The sequence below is a fragment of the Pelagirhabdus alkalitolerans genome (assembly GCF_900096905.1).
GTDB lineage: Bacteria > Bacillota > Bacilli > Bacillales > Amphibacillaceae > Pelagirhabdus > Pelagirhabdus alkalitolerans.
In genome coordinates, this window is sequence record NZ_FMYI01000003.1 from 60370 (window position 1) to 84700 (window position 24331).

The window sequence follows — 24331 nt, forward strand, 5'->3', positions numbered from 1 at the left end:
CAGAAAGATGGGAGCATTAAAAATGACAATTAAACAAGAAATACTTAATAAGATTAAAACGTACGATACGATTATCATTCATCGTCATGTTCGACCAGACCCTGATGCGATTGGTTCACAAGTAGGTTTATTAAAAGCGATAAAAGCGACGTATCCAGAAAAACGAGTGTTTAGTGTAGGCGAGAATGATCCTTCACTTACGTATTTAGCTACGATGGATCAAGTTCAATCTGATTATTATAAAAGTGCGCTTGTGATTGTTAATGATACAGCTAATCGACCAAGAGTTGATGATGAACGCTTTTCTGAAGGTGAGGCTATTATAAAGATCGATCATCATCCAGAAGTGGATCCTTATGGAGATATTAGTTGGGTGGATCCAACCGCGAGTTCAACTTCTGAAATGATTTATCAGCTAACTGATAATACTTTAAAAAACCGATTAGAAATTACAGATGATGTAGCAAGGCTGTTGTATGCAGGTATAGTAGGCGATACAGGGCGCTTTCTTTTTCCTAGTACATCCACTCAAACATTTGAAGTTGCTTCAAACTTAGTTGCGTATAATTTTGACCGCTCAACACTCTATAACAAGATGTATGAAGTCGATCAATCTTTAGCGAAACTAAAGGGCTATTTATTACAACAAGTTGATGTTGAATCAAATGTTACAAGCGTTAAATTAACAAAAGAAATTTTAAATGAATACAAGGTAAGCCCTGATGACACAAGTAAATTAGTAGGTACTTACGGTGATATTAAAGGTGTTTCTGCTTGGGCTATATTTGTTGAAGAAGAAGATATTATTCGAGTTAGACTGCGATCAAAACAAAATGCTATTAATGAACTCGCTGCAAGGTTCAACGGTGGAGGACATGCGCTAGCAGCAGGTGCAACTGTTTACAGTTGGCAAGAAGCGGATCAATTGATTACTGAGTTACAACAATTATGTCGATGAGATTTCAAGGTAAATTTCACTTGTTTCGCTCATAAATAAGTGAAGCACTTCCACATTATATGTTTCATGATCGATCGTGTACGTTTTGTTTTCTAATGTGCTAATAAGTAATGAATAGTGTTGATTAAAGGTGTTTACCTCTTTACCTAAAAGATTGTGAACATCCTCTTTAATCAACTCTTTCATTTCAAGCAGCATAAAGCGATCTAGCTTTAATTGTTCTTCGTTAACAATAATTAATTCAATGGTTTGAATACGTGTTTTTTGCTCATACCGCTCAGTTAAATCAGATAATTTGGTTTGAAGGGTTTCGTGATCTCGTTTTAGTTCTTGGTAGGTTTGGTACATCGTAATCTGATCCTCGATTCTTTTTTCAATCATGACACCATGCATGTACAAAAACACAAAATAGGCAATGAAAGTTCCGAAAAACAAACCGCTTATAAATGTTCGCCACTTTGAATAGATTGAATAACTAGGCATACGCATTAAGCGATTTCCTCTGGTGATAACCATTCAATCATCATGAGTGCAACTTGTACACCGGCCATTGCTGTTATAATAATGAGAATCTGTTTAACAATATCGATTGTTTCTCCTTCAATAATTCCACGTTCAAAATTTGAAATAACATCAAATGTTCCTCCGATAGAAGCAACAATTGCCCAAATGCGTAGACTTCTTGCAATGCGGTTCATAAGTGAAAATGGCGGTTCACCACTTGCGAAAGCCCCAATACTTCCAATAAATGCTCCGCCCAAGACAACACCTAATGCAATAAAAAAACATTGCATAATGGTAGCAAAAAAACGTTCATCCATTAGACAATCTCCTTTAATAAACCTCGACTACTACTAAGCTATGTTAAACTAACACTAACTATGTTTAATTATAAATAGTAAAAAAAGTCTCCATTTATCAAAGTTTTCTTAATAGAAATGAGGGTTGAATATGGCATTTGTTCATTTAGATATAAAGACTGGTTATTCATTTATGAAAAGTACGATCAAAATACCAGAGTTAATTAAGAAGGCAAAAGAAGACGGGATGGAATCTCTTGCCATCACAGACGCTAAAAATTTACATGGAGCAATTCAATTTTATAAAGCGTGTAAACAGGCATCGATTAAACCCATTATTGGTATTGAACTAACAGTAGACGGATTTGATCGCGAGCAAAGAATTATAATGTTAGCTAAGAATAACGAAGGATACCAAAATCTACTTAAGCTAAGTACAAAAAATCAAAAAGAGCTTATTCCATTGGATTTTCTTTTATCACATGCTAATAACTGTGTGATAATATTGCCTTTTCATTCAACTCAAATTTCTCAATTTGTGCACGCAAGCGATGATCAAGGTTTAGTATCTTTTATAGAACAATGGCCAGATCATACGAAGATTGGGGTTTCAAGATTCGATTTAGATCATATAGATGCTCTTTCTAATTATCGTGATCACTTAGTAGCAATTGGACGTGTTGTCATGCTAGATAATGATGATTATGATGCTTATCGTTATCTTTTGAAAATGGAAAGTGAACAAACTGAAATAGATGAAAAGAGACATTATTTATTTACACAAGGAGAAGCTGAAACGTTTTTTCATAATTACCCTGAATTAATTGAACGTTCAAAGGAATTAGCAGATGAATGTAAAGTGACGTTTGATTTTGATCAACAGATGCTTCCACGTTTTCCAATTGATTCTAATCAATCAGCGATTGACTATTTGAAGGAGTTAACTTACCTGTCTTTGGAGGATTATTACTCAAATCAAAATTATTCGATCGCTAAAAAACGTTTAGACCATGAACTGTCAATCATTCATAATATGGGCTTCAGCGATTATTTCTTAATCGTTTGGGATTTTGTACGTTATGCAAAAGAACAGAATATATTAGTAGGACCAGGTCGAGGTTCTGCTGCTGGTTCGTTAGTTGCCTATTTGCTCAATATAACAGAGGTCGATCCGATTGAGTACGATTTGTTGTTTGAACGATTTTTGAATCCGGAACGTGTGTCAATGCCAGATATCGATATTGACTTTCTTGATTATAGACGTCATGAAGTGATTGAGTATGTAAAAGATAAATATGGTGAGGACTACGTCGCACAAATTGGTACGTTTTCAACTTTCAAAGCGCGTTCGATTATACGAGAGTTAGCCAAAGCATTTGATTTAAATGATGGAGATTTACAGTTTATTTTAAAAGAGATGCCATCTGATTCAAGCACTTCTATTGTGGAAGGCGTTAAACGCTCGACATCTTTACTAGACTATATAAAAAACAATCAAAATTTACAGCGCTTTTTTAAAATTGCACGTCTTTTAGAGGGGTTACCTAGAAACTTATCAACTCATGCAGCCGGTATCGTCATGCACGATGAACCACTCGTTGATCATGTTCCATTGACGCTCGATTCAAGTGATGCCTACTTAACACAGTATCCGATGGAGGACTTAGAACAATTAGGTCTATTGAAAATGGACTTTTTAGGTTTGCGTAATTTGACAACGATTGAGAACATTATGAAAATGATCAATCGATTCGAGCCAAAAAAAATTGATTTAAATTCGATTTCCTTATCCGATCCATTAACATTAAAAGCTTTAGCCCTCGGAGATACGGTCGGGGTGTTTCAATTAGAGTCAGAGGGTATGCAAAATGTACTGAAACAGTTAAAACCGAGTCAGTTTGAGGATGTCGTGGCTGTCAACGCATTATATAGACCGGGACCTATGGCATTTATTGATACTTATATTAAGCGTAAACATAATGAAGAGACAACCGAGTATTTACATGATGACTTAAAGCCTATTATTTCAAAAACATACGGTGTATTGATTTATCAAGAACAGATTATGCAGTTGGCCAATCTGTTTGCCGGGTTTAGCTATGCACAAGCAGATCTTTTAAGGCGAGCGATTAGTAAGAAGAAAAAAGAAGATATCGACCATGCCAAACTCCAATTTGTTGAAGGATGTTTGGAAAATGGTTATCAAGAGACGTTAGCAAATGAACTATTTGCTTGGATTGAACGTTTCGCAGATTATGGGTTTAACCGTTCTCATGCCGTTGCTTATAGTATGATTAGTTTCCAGCTCGCCTATTTTAAAGCGAACTACCCTGTTTACTTTTATACAGAACTTTTAAACACAACTGTTGGTCAAGCGGGGAAACGGAATCAATTGATAAAAGAAGCGAAAAGAAAAGGAATTGAGCTTTTAAAACCGGATATCAATCGTAGCTTTGCAAAAGATCAACCCGAAAAAGGCAATATAAGACTCGGGTTGTTATCGATCAAAGGTTTAAGTTATCCGGTTATACAAGAAGTGTTGAAAAAAAGATCTGATGGTCCTTACCAAAGTTTATTCGATTTTTGCTTAAGGGTTTCACTTAACATTGTTAATCGACAGTCGATTGAACTATTAGTGCTATCTGGTGCATTTGATTTATTTAACGTTGAACGTGCAAGCTTATTAGCAACAATTGATCATGCGATGGAACAAGGTGAATTATTTGGTGATGATCATGGCGAAGGAAGCTTATTGAGTGACGTCCTCCAATTGGATGTTCGTTATCAGGATGTTGAACCATTTTCGCAAATGCAAAAATTATTAAATGAAAAAGAATTGTTAGGCATGTACGTTTCGCATCATCCATTAGGTGTTAATCGTCACATCATTCGTTCAAAAGGGTTTATTGACCTTTATCATTTGAAAGATCAGCCTGATAAATCAAAGGTTCATCTCTTGGCAGGCGTCCAATCCATTCGACAGATCAGAACGAAACGAGGCGAATCAATGGCTTTTGTTCTATTAACTGACGAAACAGATGAATTTGACTCTGTTTTATTCCCTGATGTTTATCGTGATTGCAGAGCATGGTTAAAAGAAGAGCAATTTGTCAAAATAGAAGGAACAAAAGAAACGCGACAAAATAAAGATCAGATTATTGTACGTGCGATTGAGCCAATCGATATGGAACAATTGTCTGTTCAAGAAGAAGAGAAAGAGCGGTTGTTCATTAAAATGCAGAATGGCTATGATATGGATGAAGCATTACTAAAAATACAACATATTGTTGACAGGTTCCCGGGTTCGATTCCTATTTACCTTTACAAAGAAGATAACCAGAGAACTTATAAGTTGTCTGAATCATACTTTATAGACCCACATTATAAAGCCATTCAGTCATTAAAGGCGATTTTTAACGATCGCAATGTTGTATTAAAAAAAGCGAAAAACAATTAAATATTCATGAAGCATTATCAAATAATCATGTCTTTTTTAAGAAATGGTTATTTGATTTTTTTAATTAGTATAATTTATCTGAATAGACAGTCAATTAAAAAAATAAAATGGAGATATTTACACCAGGTGCTAATTTGATATAATAGAGAAGTTAATTATGTGTATGGTTTCTGATATAAGACTGATAGAAGGGTATGATGGTTGTGTCAAATCTTAAAGAAAATGCTTTATTATTACATGAACAGCATCAAGGAAAATTAACAGTTAAAGCCAAAATGGCGGTTGAGAATGAAGAAGATTTAAGTTTAGTTTATTCTCCAGGAGTAGCAGAACCATGCCGAGAGATAGAAAAGAATGAAGATCTCGCTTATAAATATACAATGAAAAGTTCTATGGTAGGTGTTGTAACGGATGGATCGGCTGTATTAGGTTTAGGCAATATTGGTGCGCAAGCAGCACTTCCAGTTATGGAAGGAAAAGCAGTTTTGTTTAAAAACTTTGCAGACGTTGATGCATTCCCAATTTGTTTAAATACACAAGACCCAGATGAAGTTATTCAAGCAGTTACACAAATGGCGCCTACTTTTGGTGGTATTAATTTAGAAGACATAAAAGCACCTCATTGCTTTTATATTGAAGAGGAATTAAAAAAAACATTAGATATTCCAATCTTTCACGATGATCAACATGGAACGGCTATTGTGACATTGGCTGGATTAGTCAATGCATTAAAGCTAACTGAAAAAGAGTTTAGCTCGATTCGTGTTGTAATTAATGGGGCTGGGGCAGCAGGTGTTGCAATTGTCAAACTTTTAAGAGCATTTGGTGTGTCTGACATGATTTTATGTGATTCAAAAGGTGCTATTTATGAAGGCCGAAATGAAGGTATGAATAAGATTAAAGACGAGATTGCTTCGTATACGAATAAAGATAGGTTAAAAGGTGACTTGCGATCTGTCATAAAAGATTCTGATGTGTTTATAGGTGTTTCTTTGGCTGATTTAGTTGATGAAGAAATGGTTAAATCGATGGCAACAGATCCAATTATTTTTGCGATGGCAAATCCTGATCCAGAAATTCGACCAGAAAAAGCTATTCAAGCAGGCGCTAAAGTCATAGGGACAGGTCGTTCAGATTATCCTAATCAAGTAAATAATGTCTTGGCATTTCCAGGTATATTCAAAGGTGCATTATCGGTGTTTGCTTCTGAAATTAATGAAGAAATGAAAACAGCCGCTGTACATGCGATTGCTAATTTAATTAGCCGCTCTGAACTTACATCTGATTATGTCATTCCAAATCCTTTTGATAAGCGAGTTAGTGAAGCTGTTGCACAAGCTGTTTCTGATATGGCGGTTAAAACAGGAGTAGCTCGGACAAGATAAGTGAATCAGCATATTTCACATGTAGGGTAGTAGGATTGGAGTCAAAGAGGGGGAAAGTCGATGCAATTGAAAAAGATTTTTACTAAAAAGAAAAAATATGCAGCGATACCGACAGAAAAAGCAAAACAAGACATTCCAGAAGGGCTCGTCATCAAGTGTGAAGGGTGCGCTAAAATATATTATGAAAAAGAATGGAAAAAACATTTAAATGTTTGTCCGTCCTGTGAGCTCCATCACAAAATGACAGCTTTTGAACGTATTGAGAGCCTTGTAGATGAAGGTAGTTTTAAAGAGTGGGATCAAGATGTTGAAACGACAAACCCATTAGATTTCCCAGATTATGATGAGAAGCTGAAGAAAGATCAAGAAAAGACAGGTTTAAAAGATGCTGTTGTTATAGGTGAGGCTGCAATCGAAGAATTACCAGTTGCTATTGTGGTTATGGATCCGCGATTTAGAATGGCAAGTATGGGAGCAGTTGTAGGAGAAAAAATAGCACGAACGTTAGAAATCGCTAGAAAAAAGAAACTGCCCGTGATTATTTTCACTGCCTCAGGTGGTGCTAGAATGCAAGAAGGCATGATCAGTTTAATGCAAATGGCTAAAACATCGATTGCAATTGAACGATTTGATCGAAGTGGCGGTTGTTTAATTAATGTCATGACGAACCCAACGACTGGCGGTGTAACGGCAAGTTTTGCATCCATAGGTGATTATCATTTTGCAGAGCCTCAAGCACTTATCGGTTTTGCTGGACGTCGCATTATTGAACAGACAATTCGTGAAAAATTACCTCAATCCTTTCAAACAGCGGAATTTCAATTAGAACACGGGCAAGTTGATCGAGTTGTACATCGATTAGAATTAAAAGAATTATTAACAAAAGTATTAAAAATGCACCGTGTAAGGAGTGATGAGTCATGAAGCATATCCTTGAGTTTGAAAAGCCTGTCTATGATTTGAAAGCTAAGATTGATGAACTAAAAGAAATGGCTAACGCAAGTGACATTGATTTATCATCCGATATTCAAAAGTTAGAAACACGGTTAAAAAAACTAGAAGATGACATATATGGTCAACTTAAGACGTGGGATCGTGTGCAAATTGCAAGACACCCAGAACGTCCAACAGCGCTTGATTATATTGATTATTTGTTTGAGGATTTCATTGAACTGCATGGTGATCGTCAATTCAGAGATGATCCAGCGATTGTTTCAGGAATTGCTTTATATAAAAATACTCCTGTGACAATAGTGGCTCAACAACGTGGTAAAAATACAAAAGATAACTTATATCGTAATTTTGCAAGCCCGCATCCTGAAGGGTATCGAAAAGCTTTGCGTCAGATGCAATTAGCAGAAAAATTTAATCGTCCTATTATAACGTTTATCGATACAAAAGGCGCACACCCTGGTAAAGGTGCAGAAGAGCGAGGGCAAGGAGAGGCTATTGCACGTAATTTAAAAGAAATGGCGCGTCTAAGTGTTCCATCTGTATCAATCGTAATTGGTGAAGGTGGAAGTGGTGGTGCACTTGGTATCGGCTTAACCAATCATATATTAATGCTAGAGAATTCAACTTATTCTGTCATCTCACCAGAGGGTGCTGCAAGCATTTTATGGAAAGATTCAGCTAAAGCTAAAGATGCAGCTAAATCCTTAAAGATAACGTCTAAAGATTTAGAAAAACTCGGTATTATTGATGGCATTATACCTGAACCAAGAGGTGGCGCACATCATGATTTGAAAATGCAAGCCGCACACCTAGATGTCTATATTGAAAAGTCTTTAGATCGTCTTAACGAATTATCTAAAGAAGAGATTATTGACGGGAAATGGGAAAAATACAAACGAATTGGTGATTGTACTTAATCTCGCATAAAAAACACTATAACTTTAGAATTTCACCCCTAAAATTATCGATTTAGGGGTGAGATTTTGTGCGCTTTCATGTATAATCTTAATTGAAATTCATTTCGGGTGTATTTGTGTTATAATGATTTGGTTAGGAAACATTTTGATTGAGGTGAATGAAATGAAGAAAATAGGTGTATTAACAAGTGGTGGCGATGCCCCAGGTATGAACGCAGCCATTCGAGCTGTTGTGAGAAAAGGTATTTATCACGATATTGAAGTTTATGGTATCTATAATGGATTTCAAGGCTTAATGGATGGCAAAATTGAGAAGATGGAGCTTGGTACGGTTGGAGACATGATCCAACGAGGTGGAACCATGCTTTACTCAGCACGTTGTGAAGAGTTTAAAACAGATGCCGGTCAAAACCAAGGTATTGAACAACTTAAAAAGTTTGGTATTGAAGGATTAATCGTTATAGGTGGCGATGGGTCTTTCCAAGGTGCATCTAAATTAACTGCTAAAGGTTATCCATGTATTGGCGTTCCAGGAACGATTGATAACGATATTCCAGGAACAGATTTCACAATTGGTTTTGATACAGCATTGAATACGATCATAGAATCAGTAGACAAAATCAGAGATACAGCAACTTCTCATGAACGTACATACGTCATTGAAGTGATGGGGCGTGACGCTGGGGACTTAGCGCTTTGGGCAGGTCTTGCAAATGGTGCTGAAAGTGTCATTATTCCCGAAAGAGACGAGCCGTTTGACAGTGTAGTCGAACGATTAAAGCGAGGTCATAACCGCGGCAAAAAGCATAGTATTATTATGCTAGCTGAAGGTGTAGGTAGTGGTATTGATTATGGTAAACGTATTGAAGAAGAAACCAGTTTAGAAACACGCGTTACTGTTCTAGGTCACATTCAGCGTGGAGGTCGTCCAACGGGATTTGACCGCGTATTAGCAAGTCGTCTAGCTGGCAAAGCTGTCGATTTATTACGAAAAGGTGAAGCTGGTAAAATGGTAGGTATTCAAAATAACGAACTCGTCCACCATGATATTGTTGATATATTAAACAAACCACATGAATTAGACATGAAGTTATATCAGCTGATGAGTGAGTTATCTATATAAATACAAATATAATTTTGTATGAAGGTGTTTAATTATGAAGGAGGAAATGAACAAATGAGAAGAACTAAGATTGTTTCTACGATTGGTCCTGCATCAGAATCAACAGAAAAACTAACAGGATTGATTGAGGCGGGTATGAATGTTGCACGTCTAAATTTCTCACACGGTGACTTTGAAGAACATGGCCAACGTATTAAAAATATTCGTGAAGCTGCTAAAAAAGCAGGTAAAACAGTTGCGATTTTATTAGATACGAAAGGGCCTGAAATCCGTACAGGTACGATGAAAGATGGTCAAGTCGACATTGTAAAAGGTCAACATATCAATGTCACAATGGATGAAACGGTACTTGGAACAACTGAAAAATTTGCTGTTACCTATCCGCAATTAATTGAAGATGTTCATGTAGGTTCTAAAATCTTATTAGATGATGGCTTAATTGAGCTAGAAGTTGTTGAGATTTTAGAAAGTGAAAAAGAATTAAAAACAAAAGCATTAAACTCTGGAATTCTTAAGAATAAAAAAGGTGTAAACGTACCTAACGTAAGTGTTAACTTGCCAGGTATGACAGATAAAGATGCTAAAGATATTCTATTTGGTATCGAACAGGGTGTCGATTTTGTTGCTGCTTCATTTATTCGTCGTGCAGCAGACGTTCTATCAATTCGTGAACATTTAGACGATAATGGTGGTAAAGACATTAACATTATACCTAAAATCGAAAACCAAGAAGGTGTCGATAATTTAGATGCTATTCTGCAAGTTGCAGATGGCTTAATGGTTGCACGTGGTGACTTAGGTGTAGAAATTCCACCTGAAGATGTACCAGTCGTTCAAAAAGAAATGATTAAAAAATGTAATACAGCAGGTAAGCCTGTTATTACAGCAACTCAAATGTTAGATTCTATGCAACGTAATCCTCGTCCAACACGTGCTGAAGCTTCTGACGTTGCCAATGCTATCTTTGATGGTACAGATGCGATTATGCTTTCAGGTGAAACAGCTGCAGGTGATTACCCAATTGAATCTGTACAAACGATGAGCAATATCGCACTTAAAGCTGAGAGTGTGTTAGATCATAAATCAATCTTGAATCTACGTACAAAAACAAGTGAAATGACAATGACCGATGCAATTAGTCAGTCAGTCAATCATACAGCGATGAACTTAGATGTCGATGCCATTTTAACGCCGACAGTAAGTGGACATACAGCACGTATGATTTCTAAGTATCGCCCTAAAGCCCCTATTATTGCGGTTACGTTTGAAGAAAAAGTAAGCCGTCGCCTTGCATTAGTATGGGGTGTACATGCGATAGTTGGTGAGTTTGCTTACACAACAGATGAAGTGCTTGACTTGGCTATTGATCGTGGACTTGCAACAAACTGCTTCCAAAGAGGCGATCGTGTAATTATCACTGCTGGTGTACCTGTTGGTGAAAGAGGTACAACGAATATGATGAAAGTTCACATTATTGGCGATGTTTTAACAAGTGGTCAAGGCGTAGGTAAAGGAAGTACAATTGGACGCGTTGTATTTGCTAACAATGCTGATGAAGCGAATGAAAAAGTTAAAACTGGTGATGTTCTTGTTACACAAGGAACCGATAAAGATATGATGCCTGCACTTGAAAAAGTAAGCGGTGTTGTAACGATTGAAGGTGGACTTACATCACATGCTGCTGTTGTAGGACTTGACCTTTCGATTCCTGTTATTGTAGGCGTTAGTGATGCCATGAATGTTATGGAAGAAGGTAAAGAAGTAACAATGGATGCTAAAAAAGGTGATATCTACGCAGGTCGTGCGAGCATCTTATAAAAAGACAATATAAGTTCTATTTGTTATAATAAAGAAGGAGTTCAAAACTCCTTCTTTTTTTATGGAAAAAGAAAGGTTTATGAAAGCAAAATTTTAAAGGACGTGCTTACATGTTTAAATGGATTTTTCTATTACTAATTATCATGCCAGCTTTGGAGATTGGCGTGTTTATTTGGGCAGGCGGTCGTATTGGTGCTTGGTCTGTTATCGGTTTTATTGTTTTGACGGGATTCGTAGGTGCTACATTAGCTAAACAACAAGGGGTTCAAACACTTAGAAAGGCTCAATCTGATATGCAATATCAACAACTACCTAAAGAGGCTATATTTGACGGTATATGTATATTAATAGGGGGGATTGTTCTTTTAACTCCTGGGTTTATTACAGATGCGATCGGTTTTTTATTGTTAATTCCTTTCACGCGTACCCCATTAAAAAATGCACTAAAAACACTTATTCAACAAATGATTGCCAATCAAAGTGTTATGATCTATAGACGATTTTAATTTTTAGGGTTATAGCCGTACTTAACATAATTAACGATTTGTTTATCAATTTGTGATAAACGAATGGTTTGAATTAGAATAATAAATAGTGGTGTTAATAAGATGCCCCAAACATCAAATAATCGGTAGGAAAAAAAACCGATTGAAATAAGAAATAGAGGTTTTAAATTCATTGATTTCGCCATTAAATGTGGTTCAAGAATGTGGTGACTAAGTAAAACTGTCGTATACATGCAGGCAAGAATTATCACAACTTGATAGTGTCCACTAAGTGCTGCGTAGACAATCCAAGGCCATATTAAAATCCCGACCCCAATAAAGGGAATCCAATCAAAAAACCCCAGTATAATAGCGAGAACAAATGCATATTCGGCTGTTATAAATAGAAATCCAACGAGTAGGATGCAGGTCGTAACACAAGAAATCAGACATTGTGTTTTTATATATGCAAACAAGGTTTGTTTGAATGGTAACACCAATGATTCTATCGTTTGAATTAATGGGCTTAGACTAGGTTTATTTATAGAACGCATGACAAAGTGCCAATCTTTACATAGTAAAAAAGTCAAAATTATAACAATGAGCGTTGTCGATGTTAATTGTAAAATCGAAATGATCCCGTCTGCTAAAGTTAAAAATAATGTTGAAAATATATCTTTAATGCCGTTTTGAATTGTATTAGAAATGTTTTGTGTGATGTCATCACTAAAATAATGGGTTAACTGTAATTTGTCTAAAGACACATTGAGGCCTTGTTCTAATCTACTTGTGAGTGATTTTATGTGTTGAAAGGTTACTTTAAAGGTTTGGTTAATGGATTGTGGTGAAATCTCTACTAATTGATGTAATTGAGAGAGAATAAAAAAACCGACTTGTCTAAGCAAAATGCCAGCGCATAGAAGAGAGCCTACTATGCTTAGTAAACTTGCCCACAGACGATTGAGCTGTGTCATACGCATGATGATCGTAATTGGCTTTTGTAATAAAGAACTTAATAAAATAACAAAAACAAACGGCATGAGGTAATGATAAGTAAATAAAAACCCATAATAGATGCCAAAACATATGATAATGCTTAAAAGTAAACGAGCTATGATACGTTGTTTAGAAGATAGCATTAAAAAAGCGCCTCCGTTGATCCCATGTTAAACATAAAGTGCAAATAAATGTTTCAAAGTTTTCTATTCGTGACAATTTATGATAAAATAAGATTCAGTCAATGAAAAGTTAAATTAAGGAGAACACCCATGTTTAATCAATCTAGTTTGTTCTTATTGATTCTATTTATTTTAGGGTTAATAGGACGTAATCAGCCGATTATTATAGCGGTATACATTTTGTTTGGTATTCAACTTTTACGCATGGATCATAAAGTGTTCCCTATTCTACAAGATCGAGGAATGACCGTTGGTGTGACCATCATTACATTATCTGTTCTCATTCCTATTGCAACAGGTGAGATCGGTTTTAAAGAACTTATAGACAGTGTTCGAAATTATTATGGTTGGATTGCATTAGGATCTGGGATGTTTGTTGCGATTGTTGCAAGAGGTGGTCTTGATCTATTAGCAAACGATCCACACTTAACAACAGCACTTATAATGGGAACAATCATAGCGGTTGTCCTATTCCAAGGTGTTGCCGTTGGACCGTTAATTGGAGCAGGGATTGCATATATGATTATGCAAATCGTTGATTTTTTTATTGCTTGATTTTTGTGGTAAAGGAGAGATTTTATGACAACATCGAAAGGTTTAGAAGGTGTGATTGTTGCAGAAACAGATATTTCGTCTATTGTTGGCGATCAACTTACATATGTTGGGTACACAATCGATGATCTAGCAGAGAATGCATTATTTGAAGAGGTCGTTTTTCTATTGTGGCACAAACGGCTCCCAAAGCAAGATGAATTAACTGAATTTAGTGAAAAATTGTTTTCTGCTATGACGATTTCAGATGATATTTTTAACCATCTAGAAATGATGGTTAAAAATGAAGCAACGCCTATGGATGTCTTAAGAACGGCTGTTTCATTATTAGGGGTATATGATACACAAAATAATTATACAGACGAAACGATCAATTTTGAGCGTGCAATTTATCTTCAAGGTCAAATGGCAGCCATTATAACAACGTATTCGAGGTTAAGAGAGAACCAAGAACTCGTGACGCCGAAAAAAACATACACGTATGCTGAGAATTTTCTTCATATGCTTAATGGAACGGATATTACGCCACTTGAATCTGAGGCATTTAATAAAGCTTTAGTCTTGCATGCTGATCATGAATTAAATGCATCAACATTCACATCTAGAGTATGTGTGGCTACATTATCCGATCTATATTCAGGTATGACATCGGCAATAGGCGCATTAAAAGGCCCTCTACATGGTGGCGCGAATGAACAAGTGATAAACATGTTGATGGAAATTCAAGAAGTCGACCAGGCAATTCCGTATATTAAAGAGAAGATAGCCAATAAAGAAAAGATTATGGGCATGGGTCATCGTGTTTATAAATCTGGCGATCCAAGAGCCAAGCATTTAAAGGACATGTCCAAAAAGCTAACAAGTAAAGTTGGCCAAGAAAAATGGTATCAAATGAGTGAAAAAATAGAATCTTATATTAAAGAGCATAAAGGTTTACCAGCAAATGTCGATTTTTATTCTGCATCAGTTTATCATAGTATGGGGATTAAACATGATCTTTTCACCCCTATTTTTGCAATGAGCAGAACCTCAGGATGGGTGGCCCATATGCTTGAGCAATACAGAAATAATCGTTTAATCCGACCGAGAGCTGAATATGTAGGTCCGACTGATCAATCTTACAAACCCATTCATGAACGCTAATCGTTAGCGTTTAATATATACTATTATTTAGGAGGAATAAACATGTCAAAAGGACAAAAAATTACAGTTGAAAATGGTGTTGTTCAAACACCAAACGAAGCAATTATACCGTTCATCGAAGGTGATGGAACTGGTGCAGATATTTGGGCAGCAGCTAAGCGTGTTTTAGAAGGGGCTGTCAAAAAAGCCTATAGCGGAGAAAAAGGCATTGTCTGGAAAGAAGTATTGGCTGGTGAGAAAGCCTATAACCAAACAGGTGAGTGGTTACCTGAAGAAACGTTGGAAGCTATTCGTGAATATAAAATCGCAATTAAGGGGCCTTTAACAACACCAATTGGTGGCGGTATTCGCTCGTTAAACGTTGCCTTACGTCAAAAGCTTGATTTATTTACTTGCCTCAGACCTGTTCGTTATTTTGATGGTGTTCCTTCTCCTGTTAAACGACCAGAGGATACAGATATGGTGATCTTTAGAGAAAATACTGAGGACATTTATGCAGGAATTGAGTGGGAAAAAGGATCAGACGAGGTAAAGAAAGTCATTGATTTCTTAGAAAAAGAAATGGATGTAAAAAATATTCGCTTCCCTGAAACGTCAGGTATTGGTGTTAAGCCAATTTCTGAAGAAGGAACTAAACGTATTGTAAAAGCAGCGATCGACTATGCGATCAAAGAAGGTCGTAAAAGTGTCACGTTAGTCCATAAGGGTAATATTATGAAGTTTACTGAAGGTGCATTTAAAAATTGGGGCTATGAGCTTGCTGAAAAAGAATATGGTGATAAAGTCTTTACTTGGAAAGAGTATGATGAGATCGTAGAAAAAGAAGGACGTGACGCGGCGAATAAAGCACAAGATGAAGCTGAAAAAGCGGGTAGAATTATTGTAAAAGATGCGATTGCTGATATCTTCTTACAACAAATATTAACGCGCCCGAAAGAGTTTGATGTTGTCGCTACGATGAACCTTAACGGTGACTATGTTTCAGATGCCCTTGCAGCACAAGTAGGCGGTATTGGAATTGCACCAGGTGCAAACATCAACTATGAAACAGGTCATGCCATTTTTGAAGCAACGCATGGTACAGCTCCAAAATACGCAGGGTTAGATAAAGTGAACCCTTCATCAGTTATCCTTTCTGGTGTTCTAATGCTTGAACACTTAGGATGGAACGAAGCAGCGGATCTCATTACGAAGTCAATGGATAAAACGATTGGTTCTAAAGTTGTAACGTATGACTTTGCACGATTAATGGATGGTGCGACTGAAGTTAAGACAAGCGAATTTGCTGATGCATTAATTGAAAATATGGACGCTTAAACAAAATAGATTCACCAAAACCCACCTTTTATATGTAATGTAATTACCATTACTTTTATAAAAGGTGGGTTTTATATGTTTAATCAAAACGACTTTGTATACATAATCTTATCGATTATTTACATAATATTAATATTGTAAACAAAATTTTACTTATTAATTGTATAAGATCAATTCACTTTCAATTTTCAAACGTGTATGATGAAAGTACGAGAGATGAGAGGGGGACGTGTATTTATGGCAGAGAAAATTTTAATAGTAGATGATGAAGAATCAATTGTGACATTACTAGAATACACGATTCAAAAAGCAGGTTTTCAGACAGAAGTGGCCTACGATGGCATTGAAGCGATCCGAAAGGCGACAACAGAGAGCTATGACTTTATAGTATTAGACTTAATGCTTCCGGGTGTTGAAGGTACAGAAGTTTGCAAACGACTTAGACAGCATAAAGTTGATACGCCCATTTTAATGTTAACAGCTAAAGATGAAGAAATTGATAAAATATTAGGCTTAGAACTTGGAGCTGACGATTATTTAACAAAACCGTTCAGTCCTAAAGAAGTGGTCGCAAGAATTAAAGCCATTATGAGACGAGCGAGAAAGCAAGAAGAATCAACAGATGTTGTGTTGACGGTTGGGTCGCTTGTGATTTATCCAGAGCAGTATGAAGCGACGATTAATGATGAACAACTTAGTTTTACGAGAAAAGAATTTGAACTTTTGCTATATCTAGCACGTCATGAAGGAAAAGTATTATCAAGAGATCAGCTTTTAAGTTCTGTGTGGAATTATGATTTTACCGGTGATACACGTATTGTAGACGTACATGTTAGTCATTTACGTGAAAAAATCGAACCCGACACGAAACAGCCGATTTACATTAAAACGGTAAGAGGTTTAGGGTATAAAATGGAGGATCCATATAAATGATGCGACATCCAAATCGAATGTTTATTCTATATGGCGTCGTGACTTTTATTCTATTTATAATCATGACCCTTATGATCGTGCCACTGACAACGGCTGGTGACCAAGTCATTGCGACGCTTGTTTTATTAGGAGCATTTGCTGTTCACCTTGTTTTGTATTATCAAGTCTACTTAAATTATATACGACCTGTTCAGATGACAAATCGTATTATCGATGAACTGGTCAAAGGCAATTATCGAGTGAATGCAAATGAATCTTTTCACCAAGATACGGGTCACCTTGCTTATTCAGTTAACCGTTTAGCCAGACATCTACAAAGCTTAAATCGGCAGGAAAAAATGCATTCCCGTCAGTTAAGAACCGTCATTGATAACATGGAAAGTGGTATCATGTTAATTGATTTTAAAGGTTATGTTGATTTAGTAAATCGAAAATTTGTTGATCTATTTGGCAAAACGGAATCAAGTTATCATAATCAAATTTATTATGATGTGATGAAGCAAAAGAATGTATATCAAGTTGTGCAAGAAGCGTTTTTATATGAACAAACTGTCAAAGATTCCATCATTGTATCAAAAGATGGATATAAGAATTATATTGAAATTGTTGGTGCACCATTCTTTAATGAAAGTGATGATATTAGAGGCGTTGTGCTTGTTTTTCATGATATTACTGATTTAAAAAAAGTAGAAGAGATGCGAAAAGATTTTGTAGCCAATGTGTCTCATGAGCTAAAAACACCAATGACATCGATCAAAGGTTTTGCGGAAACATTAATAGAAGATGATCAATTAGATCAATCGGTACGTCATCACTTCTTGTCAATTATTTATAATGAGAGTACAAGACTACAAACGTTAATTGATGATTTACTAGAGTTATCTAAGATAGAAAAGGAAGGTTTTCAATTAACGCGATTGCCTGTTGATATACACGCATTGATTAATAGTTGTTTAACCATAATTGAACCAATAGCGGAGAAAAAACAAATTAAGGTGATCAGTCGATTGGACAAAAAGGTGACCATTCATGTTGATCACGATCGATTAAAACAAGTTATTTTAAATTTATTGTTTAATGCTGTTAGCTACACTCCAGAAAATGGTGAGATTGTTATTGATGTGACGAATCAAGATCACTGGTTTAACCTTAGTATACAAGATAATGGTATTGGTATTCCAAATGATTTAAAAAATCGAATTTTTGAGCGTTTTTATCGTGTTGATAAGGCGAGAAGCCGAGAGACAGGTGGAACAGGACTTGGTTTAGCAATTGTTAAGCATATTGTCGAAGCACATGGTGGCTTTATTGAAGTTGAAAGTGAATTGAATAAAGGATCCACCTTTACGGTATCGATTCCTGATTAATAAAACGAGTGTTCAACACTCGTTTTATTTTTTTTAAATCGCTGCAAAACATGGTAAGATGTGTTTAGGTAATGATGAAAAGGAGAATTAAGATGGAATCTAAACAAAAATTAGTTTTAATTGATGGCAATAGTATTTTGTATCGTGCTTTTTTTGCTCTTCCTTTGTTAAGTAATGATAAAGGAGTTTATACGAATGCCGTCTTTGGTTTTACAAAAATGTTACTTAAAGTACTTGAAGATGAAAATCCAACACACGTGCTCGTTGCGTTTGATGCAGGTAAAACAACATTCAGACATAAGACATACAAAGAATATAAAGGTGGACGTCAGAAAACGCCACCAGAATTATCAGAACAATTTAATTTAGTTCGTGAACTATTAGATGAAAGTTCAGTAAAACATTATGAACTTGATCAGTATGAAGCGGATGATATTATTGGAACATTAGCGAATAAAGCATCCCAGCAGAATATAGATGTTCAAGTGATTACAGGCGATAAAGATATGTTGCAATTAGTGTCAGATAATGTGAATGTTCAAATTACGAAGAAAGGTCTTAGTGAAATTGATGTGTATACACCTGAGTTCTTACGTGAAACGTTCACATTAGATCCGGATCAAATCATTGACATGAAGGCGTTAATGGGAGATAACTCAGATAACATTCCAGGTGTCGCTGGTGTTGGTGAGAAGACGGCTATTAAATTATTAAATCAATTTAAATCACTAGATGGCATTTACGAACAGCTTGATGACGTTAGTGGGAAAAAGCTAAAAGAAAAACTAAAAGATAATAAAGAGCTGGCCTATATGTCTCAACAATTAGTAACGATTAATCAAACATCACCTGTTGAAGTGACGCTCGATGATTTAGCTTACAACGGCTATGAGCCACAATCCCTGCAACAATTTTTCAAAAAAGTTGGCTTTAAGTCCTTACTTGATCAAGTGGGCGAAGAAGGAGACGACCAAGACCCAAAAGAGGAGTTAGAGTCGATCGAGGTGCACCACGTTAAAGATGTTCGAGATATAACCTTAAATTCACCATGTTCATTAGTGGTCGAAATGATTGAAGAAAACTATCATACAGCGCCTATACTCGGATTTGGTATTACGGTTGATCAATCAACGCATTATTTTATTCCAGAGGATATTGCATTAGCTTCTGATGTTTTTAAAAATTGGCTTCAAGACCCGAAACAAATAAAGTGGACATTTGATGCCAAAAAATTGACTGTTGCTCTTTTAAGACATGGTATACGCATCAAAGGTATAGGGTTTGATGCCTTACTAGCTTCATATTTAACGAACCCATCTGAGACAAACCACGATATTCCTGCGATGAGTCAACGATTAGGTTATTCTAACGTCTTATTTGATGAAGAAGTTTACGGTAAAGGAAAGAAACGTCAAATTCCAGAGGTTGATCAATTAGCTGAACATATCGTTCGAAAATCCAAAGCACTCTACACATTAAAAGATCAGATTGAAGTGGAGCTAAATGATAATGAGCAAGGTGAATTGTTATATGAATTAGAACTACCGCTGTCTGTTATTTTGGGTGAAATGGAAGCAACAGGTGTTTCTGTTGATCAAGATCAGTTAGAAAAGATGAAAAAAGATCTAAAAGTTCGATTAGAAGAAATTGAAGCGAAGATTTATGACTTGGCAGGTGAAGAATTTAACCTCAATTCTCCGAAACAGTTAGGGCCCATTCTTTTTGAAAAGTTAGAATTACCTGTTATTAAAAAAACAAAAACAGGCTATTCGACGTCCGCTGATATTTTAGAGAAGTTAAAAGATAAACACCCAATTATTCCAGAAATTTTGACGTATCGTCAGCTCGGAAAATTACAATCAACCTATATAGAAGGTTTATTAAAAGTCATCCATGATGACGGTAAAATCCATACCATGTTTAATCAAGCATTAACACAAACAGGACGTTTAAGTTCAACAGAACCAAACCTACAAAATATTCCGATTCGATTAGAAGAAGGCAAAAAAATTCGCAAAGCATTTATCCCCTCTGAAGAAGATTGGGTGATTTTTGCTGCTGACTATTCTCAAATTGAATTACGTGTTTTAGCACATATAGCCAAAGATGAAAAACTTTTAGCAGCTTTTAAAGATCAGCGAGATATTCACACACAAACAGCGATGGATGTATTCCATGTTGATGCAGAAGAAGTAAATGACCTGATGCGCAGGCAAGCAAAAGCGGTTAACTTTGGTATCGTATATGGAATTAGTGATTACGGTCTATCTCAAAACTTAAATATTTCAAGAAAAGAAGCAAAGGCATTTATTGATCGGTATTTTGATAGTTATCCAGGTGTTAAAGAGTATATGGATGATATTGTTCATCAAGCAAAACAGGATGGTTATGTCACTACATTAATGCAAAGACGTCGCTATCTTCCTGAAATTACGAGTCGAAATTTTAATCAAAGAAGTTTTGCCGAACGAACGGCGATGAATACACCTATTCAAGGAAGCGCGGCTGATATTATTAAAAAAGCAATGATTGATTTAGATCATTATTTAAAAGAACATCAATTTAAAGCACGTCTCTTATTACAGGTACACGATGAGCTCATTTTAGAAGCACCGCAAGAAGAGCTGGAACAATTGAAAGAAGTGGTGCCAGAAATTATGTCGAACACAGTGGAATTATCTGTGCCACTTGATGTTGATTATGCATATGGTCATACGTGGTTTGATGCGAAATAGAAAGGTTGACAGTGATGCCAGAACTACCAGAAGTCGAAACGATTCGAAAAACATTAAAAGAATTAATCATCGGAGAGAGAATAAAAGAAGTAGAAATTCGTTATCCACAATTAATTAAACGTCCGGATGATGCCACACAATTCGGATTAAGTTTAAAAGGTGAAGAGTTAGTGGATATTAAACGTAAAGGTAAATTTCTTTTGTTTGAATTTGAACATTATACGCTTGTCTCTCATTTAAGAATGGAAGGAAAGTACGCCGTCTACTCAAGTGATGAGCGCTATGATAAACATACCCACGTCTTATTTCATTTTGAGAGCAACCGTACGCTTCATTACCGCGATGTGAGGAAGTTTGGCACGATGCATCTATTTAGAAAAGGTGAAGAATATAATCAAGTCCCACTTTTAAAAGTAGGACCTGATCCATTTGAAGAGGCGTATCAATTGACTCACATTGCCCCGCTGATTAAAAAAAGCCAGCGGGTTATTAAAAACATTTTACTTGACCAAACGGTTATTGCAGGATTGGGCAATATTTATGTTGATGAAACATTGTATCATGCATCGATTCACCCGATGCGTACAGGTGATTCTTTATCAGATGACGAAATAAAAACAGTTTTAGCTCAAGCAAAGTTAACACTAGAAGAAGCGGTTTTAAAAGGTGGCTCAACCATTCGAAGTTATGTTAACTCACAAGGTGAGATGGGTATGTTTCAACAGCAGTTATATGCATACAGTCAAGAAGGCCAACCTTGCAAGAGATGTGGCGATGAAATTGAAAAAACTAAGGTATCAAACCGAGGTACACATTTCTGTCCGACTTGCCAAAAATTATCGAGCTAATCGTATAAACACGTCATAGACTTCATCACATATACTACCTTACACAGTTATAAAGAAGAAGGTGTAAGGTATGTTACTCGATGGGTTTTCGATGCTTATACTGGCGATTGCTGTTAGTGTTGATAGTTTTATGGTCGCATTTGGTTACGGTTTGAAGAAATTGCATATCTCTTTTCAAGCGATGTGTGTGATTGCGATTAGTTCCGGTGTTTTATTTGGGGTATCAATGTTGTTAGGAAATGTTTTAACGGTCATGATGCCAAATGAATTACCTAAACAAATCGGTGCCATTATTCTAATAGGACTCGGTTGTTTTCACTTAGTGGACTGTATAAAAAATCCTAAAAATAACAAACCTAAAAAGCATGAGAATACGTGGATCCCTCATCAAATAATCGTGAGTGATCCGAATTTCATTGATCGTGACAAATCTGGAGATGTATCGGGGTTAGAAGTGTATATTTTAGGTTTTGCCCTTTCCATTGATGCGAGTGCAGCAGGTTTAGCATCGGCATTAACAGATATATCTTTAGCTGTTATTTTCGTTATTGGTTTGATGACACTAATATGCCTGTGGTTAGGTCTAAATTTAGGGCGTAAGTATGCATTTAAAAAACAAATGAGCGTTTTAGCTTTTATTCCAGGAATATTACTTATTTTATTAGGATTAAGTAGAGGATTATTTTAAATAAGAGAAGGTGTAATCATGACATTAGTAATCGGTTTAACTGGAAGTATCGCAACAGGGAAAAGCACGATATCAAAATTATTCAACCAACACTCCATTCCAGTCATCGATGCTGATGTGATTGCGCGACGTGTTGTTGAACCGAATCAACCTGCATATAAAAAAGTTGTCCGTGCCTTTGGTGAGAATATACTCGATGATGATTTGACAATTGATCGACCCAAATTAGCGAACGTTATTTTTCATGATCCGAATAAACGGCAGGAACTGGAGAGCATTGTACATCCTGAAATCATCGATCAATTAAAAAAAGAGCGAGATGCTTTGATCAAAGAAAATGTTCCTCTGATCGTATTAGATATACCACTTTTGTTTGAAAAAAAACTAGATGACTTAGTTGATATCGTATTGGTGGTGTATACTGAGAAATCGAAACAGTTGAAACGATTGATAGATCGAGATCACTTCTCAAAAGAAGAGGCACAAAAGCGAATTGATAGCCAAATCTCTATTGACAAAAAAGCTCAAAAAGCAGATGTCGTCATCGATAATTCAGCATCACTGGAGCAAACTAAACATCAATTTGATCGTTTATTGAATCAATGGCTAAATGGTAAGGGAAATGAATAGGATTACCCTTGAGATCGTTTTCTCATGTGAATCATGTTAAAATAATGTTAGACTAATAGAAGGTAAAAAAGTATTCATAAAAATAATGAGGTGTAATTATGGGGTTTAAACAAACGTGGAATAAGTTTTTTAATAATCATTCAGAATCAACAGAAAACCATTGGGATCCAAATTTAAGAACACGCTATTTTAAGACAACGAAAGATAAAGGTTTTGATAGTATTCTTGAACACTTCAATCGACGAAAAGATTGTGAAGTGAAAGCAAATTCTATTGAACATGGTGAAATTAGTTTAATGTATAAAGGAAAACGTAAAGCTTTTGTCGTGGTGACAGTTATTATGGTTAAACCATTTAGAACAGCTGTAGATTTTTCCGTAACGACAGAGGGAAGTTTGTTTGATTTAGGATTTAGTCATAACACAATTCCGAAGTTATTTAAGAGTTTGGAACAAGACCTGACACCAATTGACCGACCAAATGAGTAAATTAATAGTTTATAGATGGGAATGAATAGATATGCGTTGTCCAAATTGTCATGCCAAACATACACGAGTACTCGACTCACGTCCCATTGAAGAAGGTGAGGCTATTCGCAGGCGAAGAGAATGTGAATCCTGTCAATACCGATTCACAACTTTTGAGCGTGTTGAAGAAATGCCACTCATTGTGGTTAAAAAAGAAGGCATTAGAGAAGCATTTAGTCGAGAAAAATTGATCCGAGGATTAATAAAAGCTTGTGAAAAAAGACCGGTTGCTTTAGAACAACTTGAACAATTAGCAGTGGACGTAGAAAGTAAATTAAGAGATCAAGCTGCATCTGAAGTTAAAAGTGAAGATGTTGGTGAGCTTGTCATGGATGGATTAGCAAAAATTGATGATGTAGCATATGTCCGTTTTGCTTCTGTGTATAGACAATTTAAAGATATAAATGTATTTTTAGATGAGTTAAAAGATTTAATTCAGCAATCCGATAAATCAGAAGAATGAGTCATATGTGACTCATTCTTTAACTATTTCATTTGGAATTTTCGTGCGAAAGG

At 35.9% G+C, this 24331-nt stretch carries 22 protein-coding genes; 19 read left to right on the top strand and 3 right to left on the bottom strand.

Translation table 11 applies throughout. The features are described from left to right. Positions 1–22 precede the first annotated feature (22 nt). On the top strand, positions 23–958 hold the full coding sequence (locus BLR62_RS04855; RefSeq protein ID WP_090793947.1) for a DHH family phosphoesterase: 936 nt from the start codon (positions 23–25) through the stop codon (positions 956–958). On the opposite strand, the gene ytrI is transcribed toward BLR62_RS04855, so the two are convergent. Together ytrI and ytrH are read right to left on the bottom strand one after the other, a co-directional pair. Continuing rightward, a complete protein-coding gene (gene ytrI, locus BLR62_RS04860) occupies positions 947–1447 on the bottom strand; it encodes a sporulation membrane protein YtrI (RefSeq protein ID WP_090793950.1) in 501 nt (166 codons plus the stop codon). The genes BLR62_RS04855 and ytrI overlap by 12 nt on opposite strands. Further along, positions 1447–1779: a sporulation membrane protein YtrH gene (gene ytrH / locus BLR62_RS04865; RefSeq protein ID WP_090793952.1), complete on the bottom strand. Its 333-nt coding sequence runs from the start codon at positions 1777–1779 to the stop codon at positions 1447–1449. Before ytrH ends, ytrI begins: the two co-directional genes overlap by 1 nt. A 130-nt stretch (positions 1780–1909) precedes the next feature. On the opposite strand from ytrH, the gene dnaE reads away from it, so the two are divergent. The 7 genes from dnaE to BLR62_RS04900 all read left to right on the top strand — a co-directional run bounded on the left by dnaE (position 1910) and on the right by BLR62_RS04900 (position 11918). After that, entirely contained in the window at positions 1910–5215 is a 3306-nt protein-coding gene (dnaE, locus tag BLR62_RS04870) for a DNA polymerase III subunit alpha (protein WP_090793955.1), read from the top strand. 197 nt (positions 5216–5412) lie between these two features. Next, on the top strand, positions 5413–6600 hold the full coding sequence (locus BLR62_RS04875) for an NAD(P)-dependent malic enzyme (RefSeq protein WP_090793956.1): 1188 nt from the start codon (positions 5413–5415) through the stop codon (positions 6598–6600). Between the two features lie 60 nt (positions 6601–6660). Beyond that, positions 6661–7524, top strand: a complete 864-nt coding sequence (accD, locus tag BLR62_RS04880) for an acetyl-CoA carboxylase, carboxyltransferase subunit beta (RefSeq protein WP_090793959.1) — start codon at positions 6661–6663, stop codon at positions 7522–7524. Beyond that, positions 7521–8471 carry an acetyl-CoA carboxylase carboxyltransferase subunit alpha gene (locus BLR62_RS04885; protein WP_090793962.1) on the top strand — a complete coding sequence of 317 codons (951 nt, stop codon included), beginning with the start codon at positions 7521–7523 and terminating at the stop codon, positions 8469–8471. Before accD ends, BLR62_RS04885 begins: the two co-directional genes overlap by 4 nt. Positions 8472–8634: 163 nt before the next feature. Next, entirely contained in the window at positions 8635–9594 is a 960-nt protein-coding gene (gene pfkA / locus BLR62_RS04890) for a 6-phosphofructokinase (protein ID WP_090794799.1), read from the top strand. 54 nt (positions 9595–9648) lie between these two features. Then, the gene (gene pyk / locus BLR62_RS04895; RefSeq protein ID WP_090793965.1) at positions 9649–11412 is read left to right on the top strand and encodes a pyruvate kinase; all 1764 of its coding nucleotides are present in this window, start codon (positions 9649–9651) and stop codon (positions 11410–11412) included. 110 nt (positions 11413–11522) lie between these two features. Further along, the gene (locus tag BLR62_RS04900; protein WP_090793967.1) at positions 11523–11918 is read left to right on the top strand and encodes an FxsA family protein; all 396 of its coding nucleotides are present in this window, start codon (positions 11523–11525) and stop codon (positions 11916–11918) included. On the opposite strand, the gene BLR62_RS04905 is transcribed toward BLR62_RS04900, so the two are convergent. Then, positions 11915–13036, bottom strand: coding sequence for an AI-2E family transporter (locus BLR62_RS04905; RefSeq protein ID WP_090793969.1), 1122 nt, complete (start codon positions 13034–13036; stop codon positions 11915–11917). The two genes, BLR62_RS04900 and BLR62_RS04905, sit on opposite strands and share 4 nt — an antisense overlap. A 129-nt stretch (positions 13037–13165) precedes the next feature. On the opposite strand from BLR62_RS04905, the gene BLR62_RS04910 reads away from it, so the two are divergent. From BLR62_RS04910 to nrdR, 11 genes are all read left to right on the top strand, one after another. Further along, the gene (locus BLR62_RS04910) at positions 13166–13630 is read left to right on the top strand and encodes a DUF441 domain-containing protein (protein WP_090793972.1); all 465 of its coding nucleotides are present in this window, start codon (positions 13166–13168) and stop codon (positions 13628–13630) included. Positions 13631–13654: 24 nt separating this feature from the next. Continuing rightward, on the top strand, positions 13655–14770 hold the full coding sequence (gene citZ, locus BLR62_RS04915) for a citrate synthase (RefSeq protein WP_090793976.1): 1116 nt from the start codon (positions 13655–13657) through the stop codon (positions 14768–14770). A gap of 42 nt (positions 14771–14812) precedes the next feature. After that, positions 14813–16087 carry an NADP-dependent isocitrate dehydrogenase gene (gene icd, locus BLR62_RS04920; RefSeq protein ID WP_090793979.1) on the top strand — a complete coding sequence of 425 codons (1275 nt, stop codon included), beginning with the start codon at positions 14813–14815 and terminating at the stop codon, positions 16085–16087. Positions 16088–16324: 237 nt separating this feature from the next. Continuing rightward, entirely contained in the window at positions 16325–17020 is a 696-nt protein-coding gene (locus tag BLR62_RS04925; RefSeq protein ID WP_090793983.1) for a response regulator transcription factor, read from the top strand. After that, positions 17017–18387, top strand: a complete 1371-nt coding sequence (gene pnpS / locus BLR62_RS04930) for a two-component system histidine kinase PnpS (RefSeq protein ID WP_245719397.1) — start codon at positions 17017–17019, stop codon at positions 18385–18387. The genes BLR62_RS04925 and pnpS overlap by 4 nt, the downstream gene beginning before the upstream one ends. A gap of 92 nt (positions 18388–18479) precedes the next feature. Continuing rightward, complete coding sequence (gene polA, locus BLR62_RS04935) at positions 18480–21122, top strand: DNA polymerase I (RefSeq protein ID WP_090793986.1); 2643 nt, start codon at positions 18480–18482, stop codon at positions 21120–21122. A gap of 14 nt (positions 21123–21136) precedes the next feature. Then, the gene (gene mutM, locus BLR62_RS04940; RefSeq protein WP_090793989.1) at positions 21137–21970 is read left to right on the top strand and encodes a DNA-formamidopyrimidine glycosylase; all 834 of its coding nucleotides are present in this window, start codon (positions 21137–21139) and stop codon (positions 21968–21970) included. Between the two features lie 70 nt (positions 21971–22040). Then, positions 22041–22658 (top strand): sporulation membrane protein YtaF, encoded by a 618-nt coding sequence (ytaF, locus tag BLR62_RS04945; RefSeq protein WP_090793994.1) that lies wholly within the window; start codon positions 22041–22043, stop codon positions 22656–22658. Positions 22659–22676: 18 nt separating this feature from the next. Beyond that, complete coding sequence (coaE, locus tag BLR62_RS04950; protein WP_090793996.1) at positions 22677–23288, top strand: dephospho-CoA kinase; 612 nt, start codon at positions 22677–22679, stop codon at positions 23286–23288. Between the two features lie 98 nt (positions 23289–23386). Next, a complete protein-coding gene (locus tag BLR62_RS04955) occupies positions 23387–23776 on the top strand; it encodes a cytosolic protein (protein ID WP_090793999.1) in 390 nt (129 codons plus the stop codon). A gap of 31 nt (positions 23777–23807) precedes the next feature. Next, positions 23808–24278: a transcriptional regulator NrdR gene (gene nrdR / locus BLR62_RS04960; RefSeq protein WP_090794002.1), complete on the top strand. Its 471-nt coding sequence runs from the start codon at positions 23808–23810 to the stop codon at positions 24276–24278. Positions 24279–24331: the final 53 nt, after the last annotated feature.

Bases quoted from the DNA above. Each gene is read 5' to 3' on its own strand.
- BLR62_RS04855 (WP_090793947.1), top strand. From the start codon at position 23: ATGACAATTAAACAAGAAATACTTAATAAGATTAAAACGTACGATACG.
- BLR62_RS04885 (WP_090793962.1), top strand. From the start codon at position 7,521: ATGAAGCATATCCTTGAGTTTGAAAAGCCTGTCTATGATTTGAAAGCT.
- BLR62_RS04905 (WP_090793969.1), bottom strand. From the start codon at position 13,036: ATGCTATCTTCTAAACAACGTATCATAGCTCGTTTACTTTTAAGCATT.
- BLR62_RS04910 (WP_090793972.1), top strand. From the start codon at position 13,166: ATGTTTAATCAATCTAGTTTGTTCTTATTGATTCTATTTATTTTAGGG.
- BLR62_RS04900 (WP_090793967.1), top strand. From the start codon at position 11,523: ATGTTTAAATGGATTTTTCTATTACTAATTATCATGCCAGCTTTGGAG.
- nrdR (WP_090794002.1), top strand. From the start codon at position 23,808: ATGCGTTGTCCAAATTGTCATGCCAAACATACACGAGTACTCGACTCA.
- mutM (WP_090793989.1), top strand. From the start codon at position 21,137: ATGCCAGAACTACCAGAAGTCGAAACGATTCGAAAAACATTAAAAGAA.
- accD (WP_090793959.1), top strand. From the start codon at position 6,661: ATGCAATTGAAAAAGATTTTTACTAAAAAGAAAAAATATGCAGCGATA.
- coaE (WP_090793996.1), top strand. From the start codon at position 22,677: ATGACATTAGTAATCGGTTTAACTGGAAGTATCGCAACAGGGAAAAGC.
- BLR62_RS04875 (WP_090793956.1), top strand. From the start codon at position 5,413: ATGGTTGTGTCAAATCTTAAAGAAAATGCTTTATTATTACATGAACAG.
- icd (WP_090793979.1), top strand. From the start codon at position 14,813: ATGTCAAAAGGACAAAAAATTACAGTTGAAAATGGTGTTGTTCAAACA.
- BLR62_RS04955 (WP_090793999.1), top strand. From the start codon at position 23,387: ATGGGGTTTAAACAAACGTGGAATAAGTTTTTTAATAATCATTCAGAA.
- ytrI (WP_090793950.1), bottom strand. From the start codon at position 1,447: ATGCGTATGCCTAGTTATTCAATCTATTCAAAGTGGCGAACATTTATA.
- ytrH (WP_090793952.1), bottom strand. From the start codon at position 1,779: ATGGATGAACGTTTTTTTGCTACCATTATGCAATGTTTTTTTATTGCA.
- pyk (WP_090793965.1), top strand. From the start codon at position 9,649: ATGAGAAGAACTAAGATTGTTTCTACGATTGGTCCTGCATCAGAATCA.
- dnaE (WP_090793955.1), top strand. From the start codon at position 1,910: ATGGCATTTGTTCATTTAGATATAAAGACTGGTTATTCATTTATGAAA.
- pfkA (WP_090794799.1), top strand. From the start codon at position 8,635: ATGAAGAAAATAGGTGTATTAACAAGTGGTGGCGATGCCCCAGGTATG.
- citZ (WP_090793976.1), top strand. From the start codon at position 13,655: ATGACAACATCGAAAGGTTTAGAAGGTGTGATTGTTGCAGAAACAGAT.
- polA (WP_090793986.1), top strand. From the start codon at position 18,480: ATGGAATCTAAACAAAAATTAGTTTTAATTGATGGCAATAGTATTTTG.
- pnpS (WP_245719397.1), top strand. From the start codon at position 17,017: ATGATGCGACATCCAAATCGAATGTTTATTCTATATGGCGTCGTGACT.
- BLR62_RS04925 (WP_090793983.1), top strand. From the start codon at position 16,325: ATGGCAGAGAAAATTTTAATAGTAGATGATGAAGAATCAATTGTGACA.
- ytaF (WP_090793994.1), top strand. From the start codon at position 22,041: ATGTTACTCGATGGGTTTTCGATGCTTATACTGGCGATTGCTGTTAGT.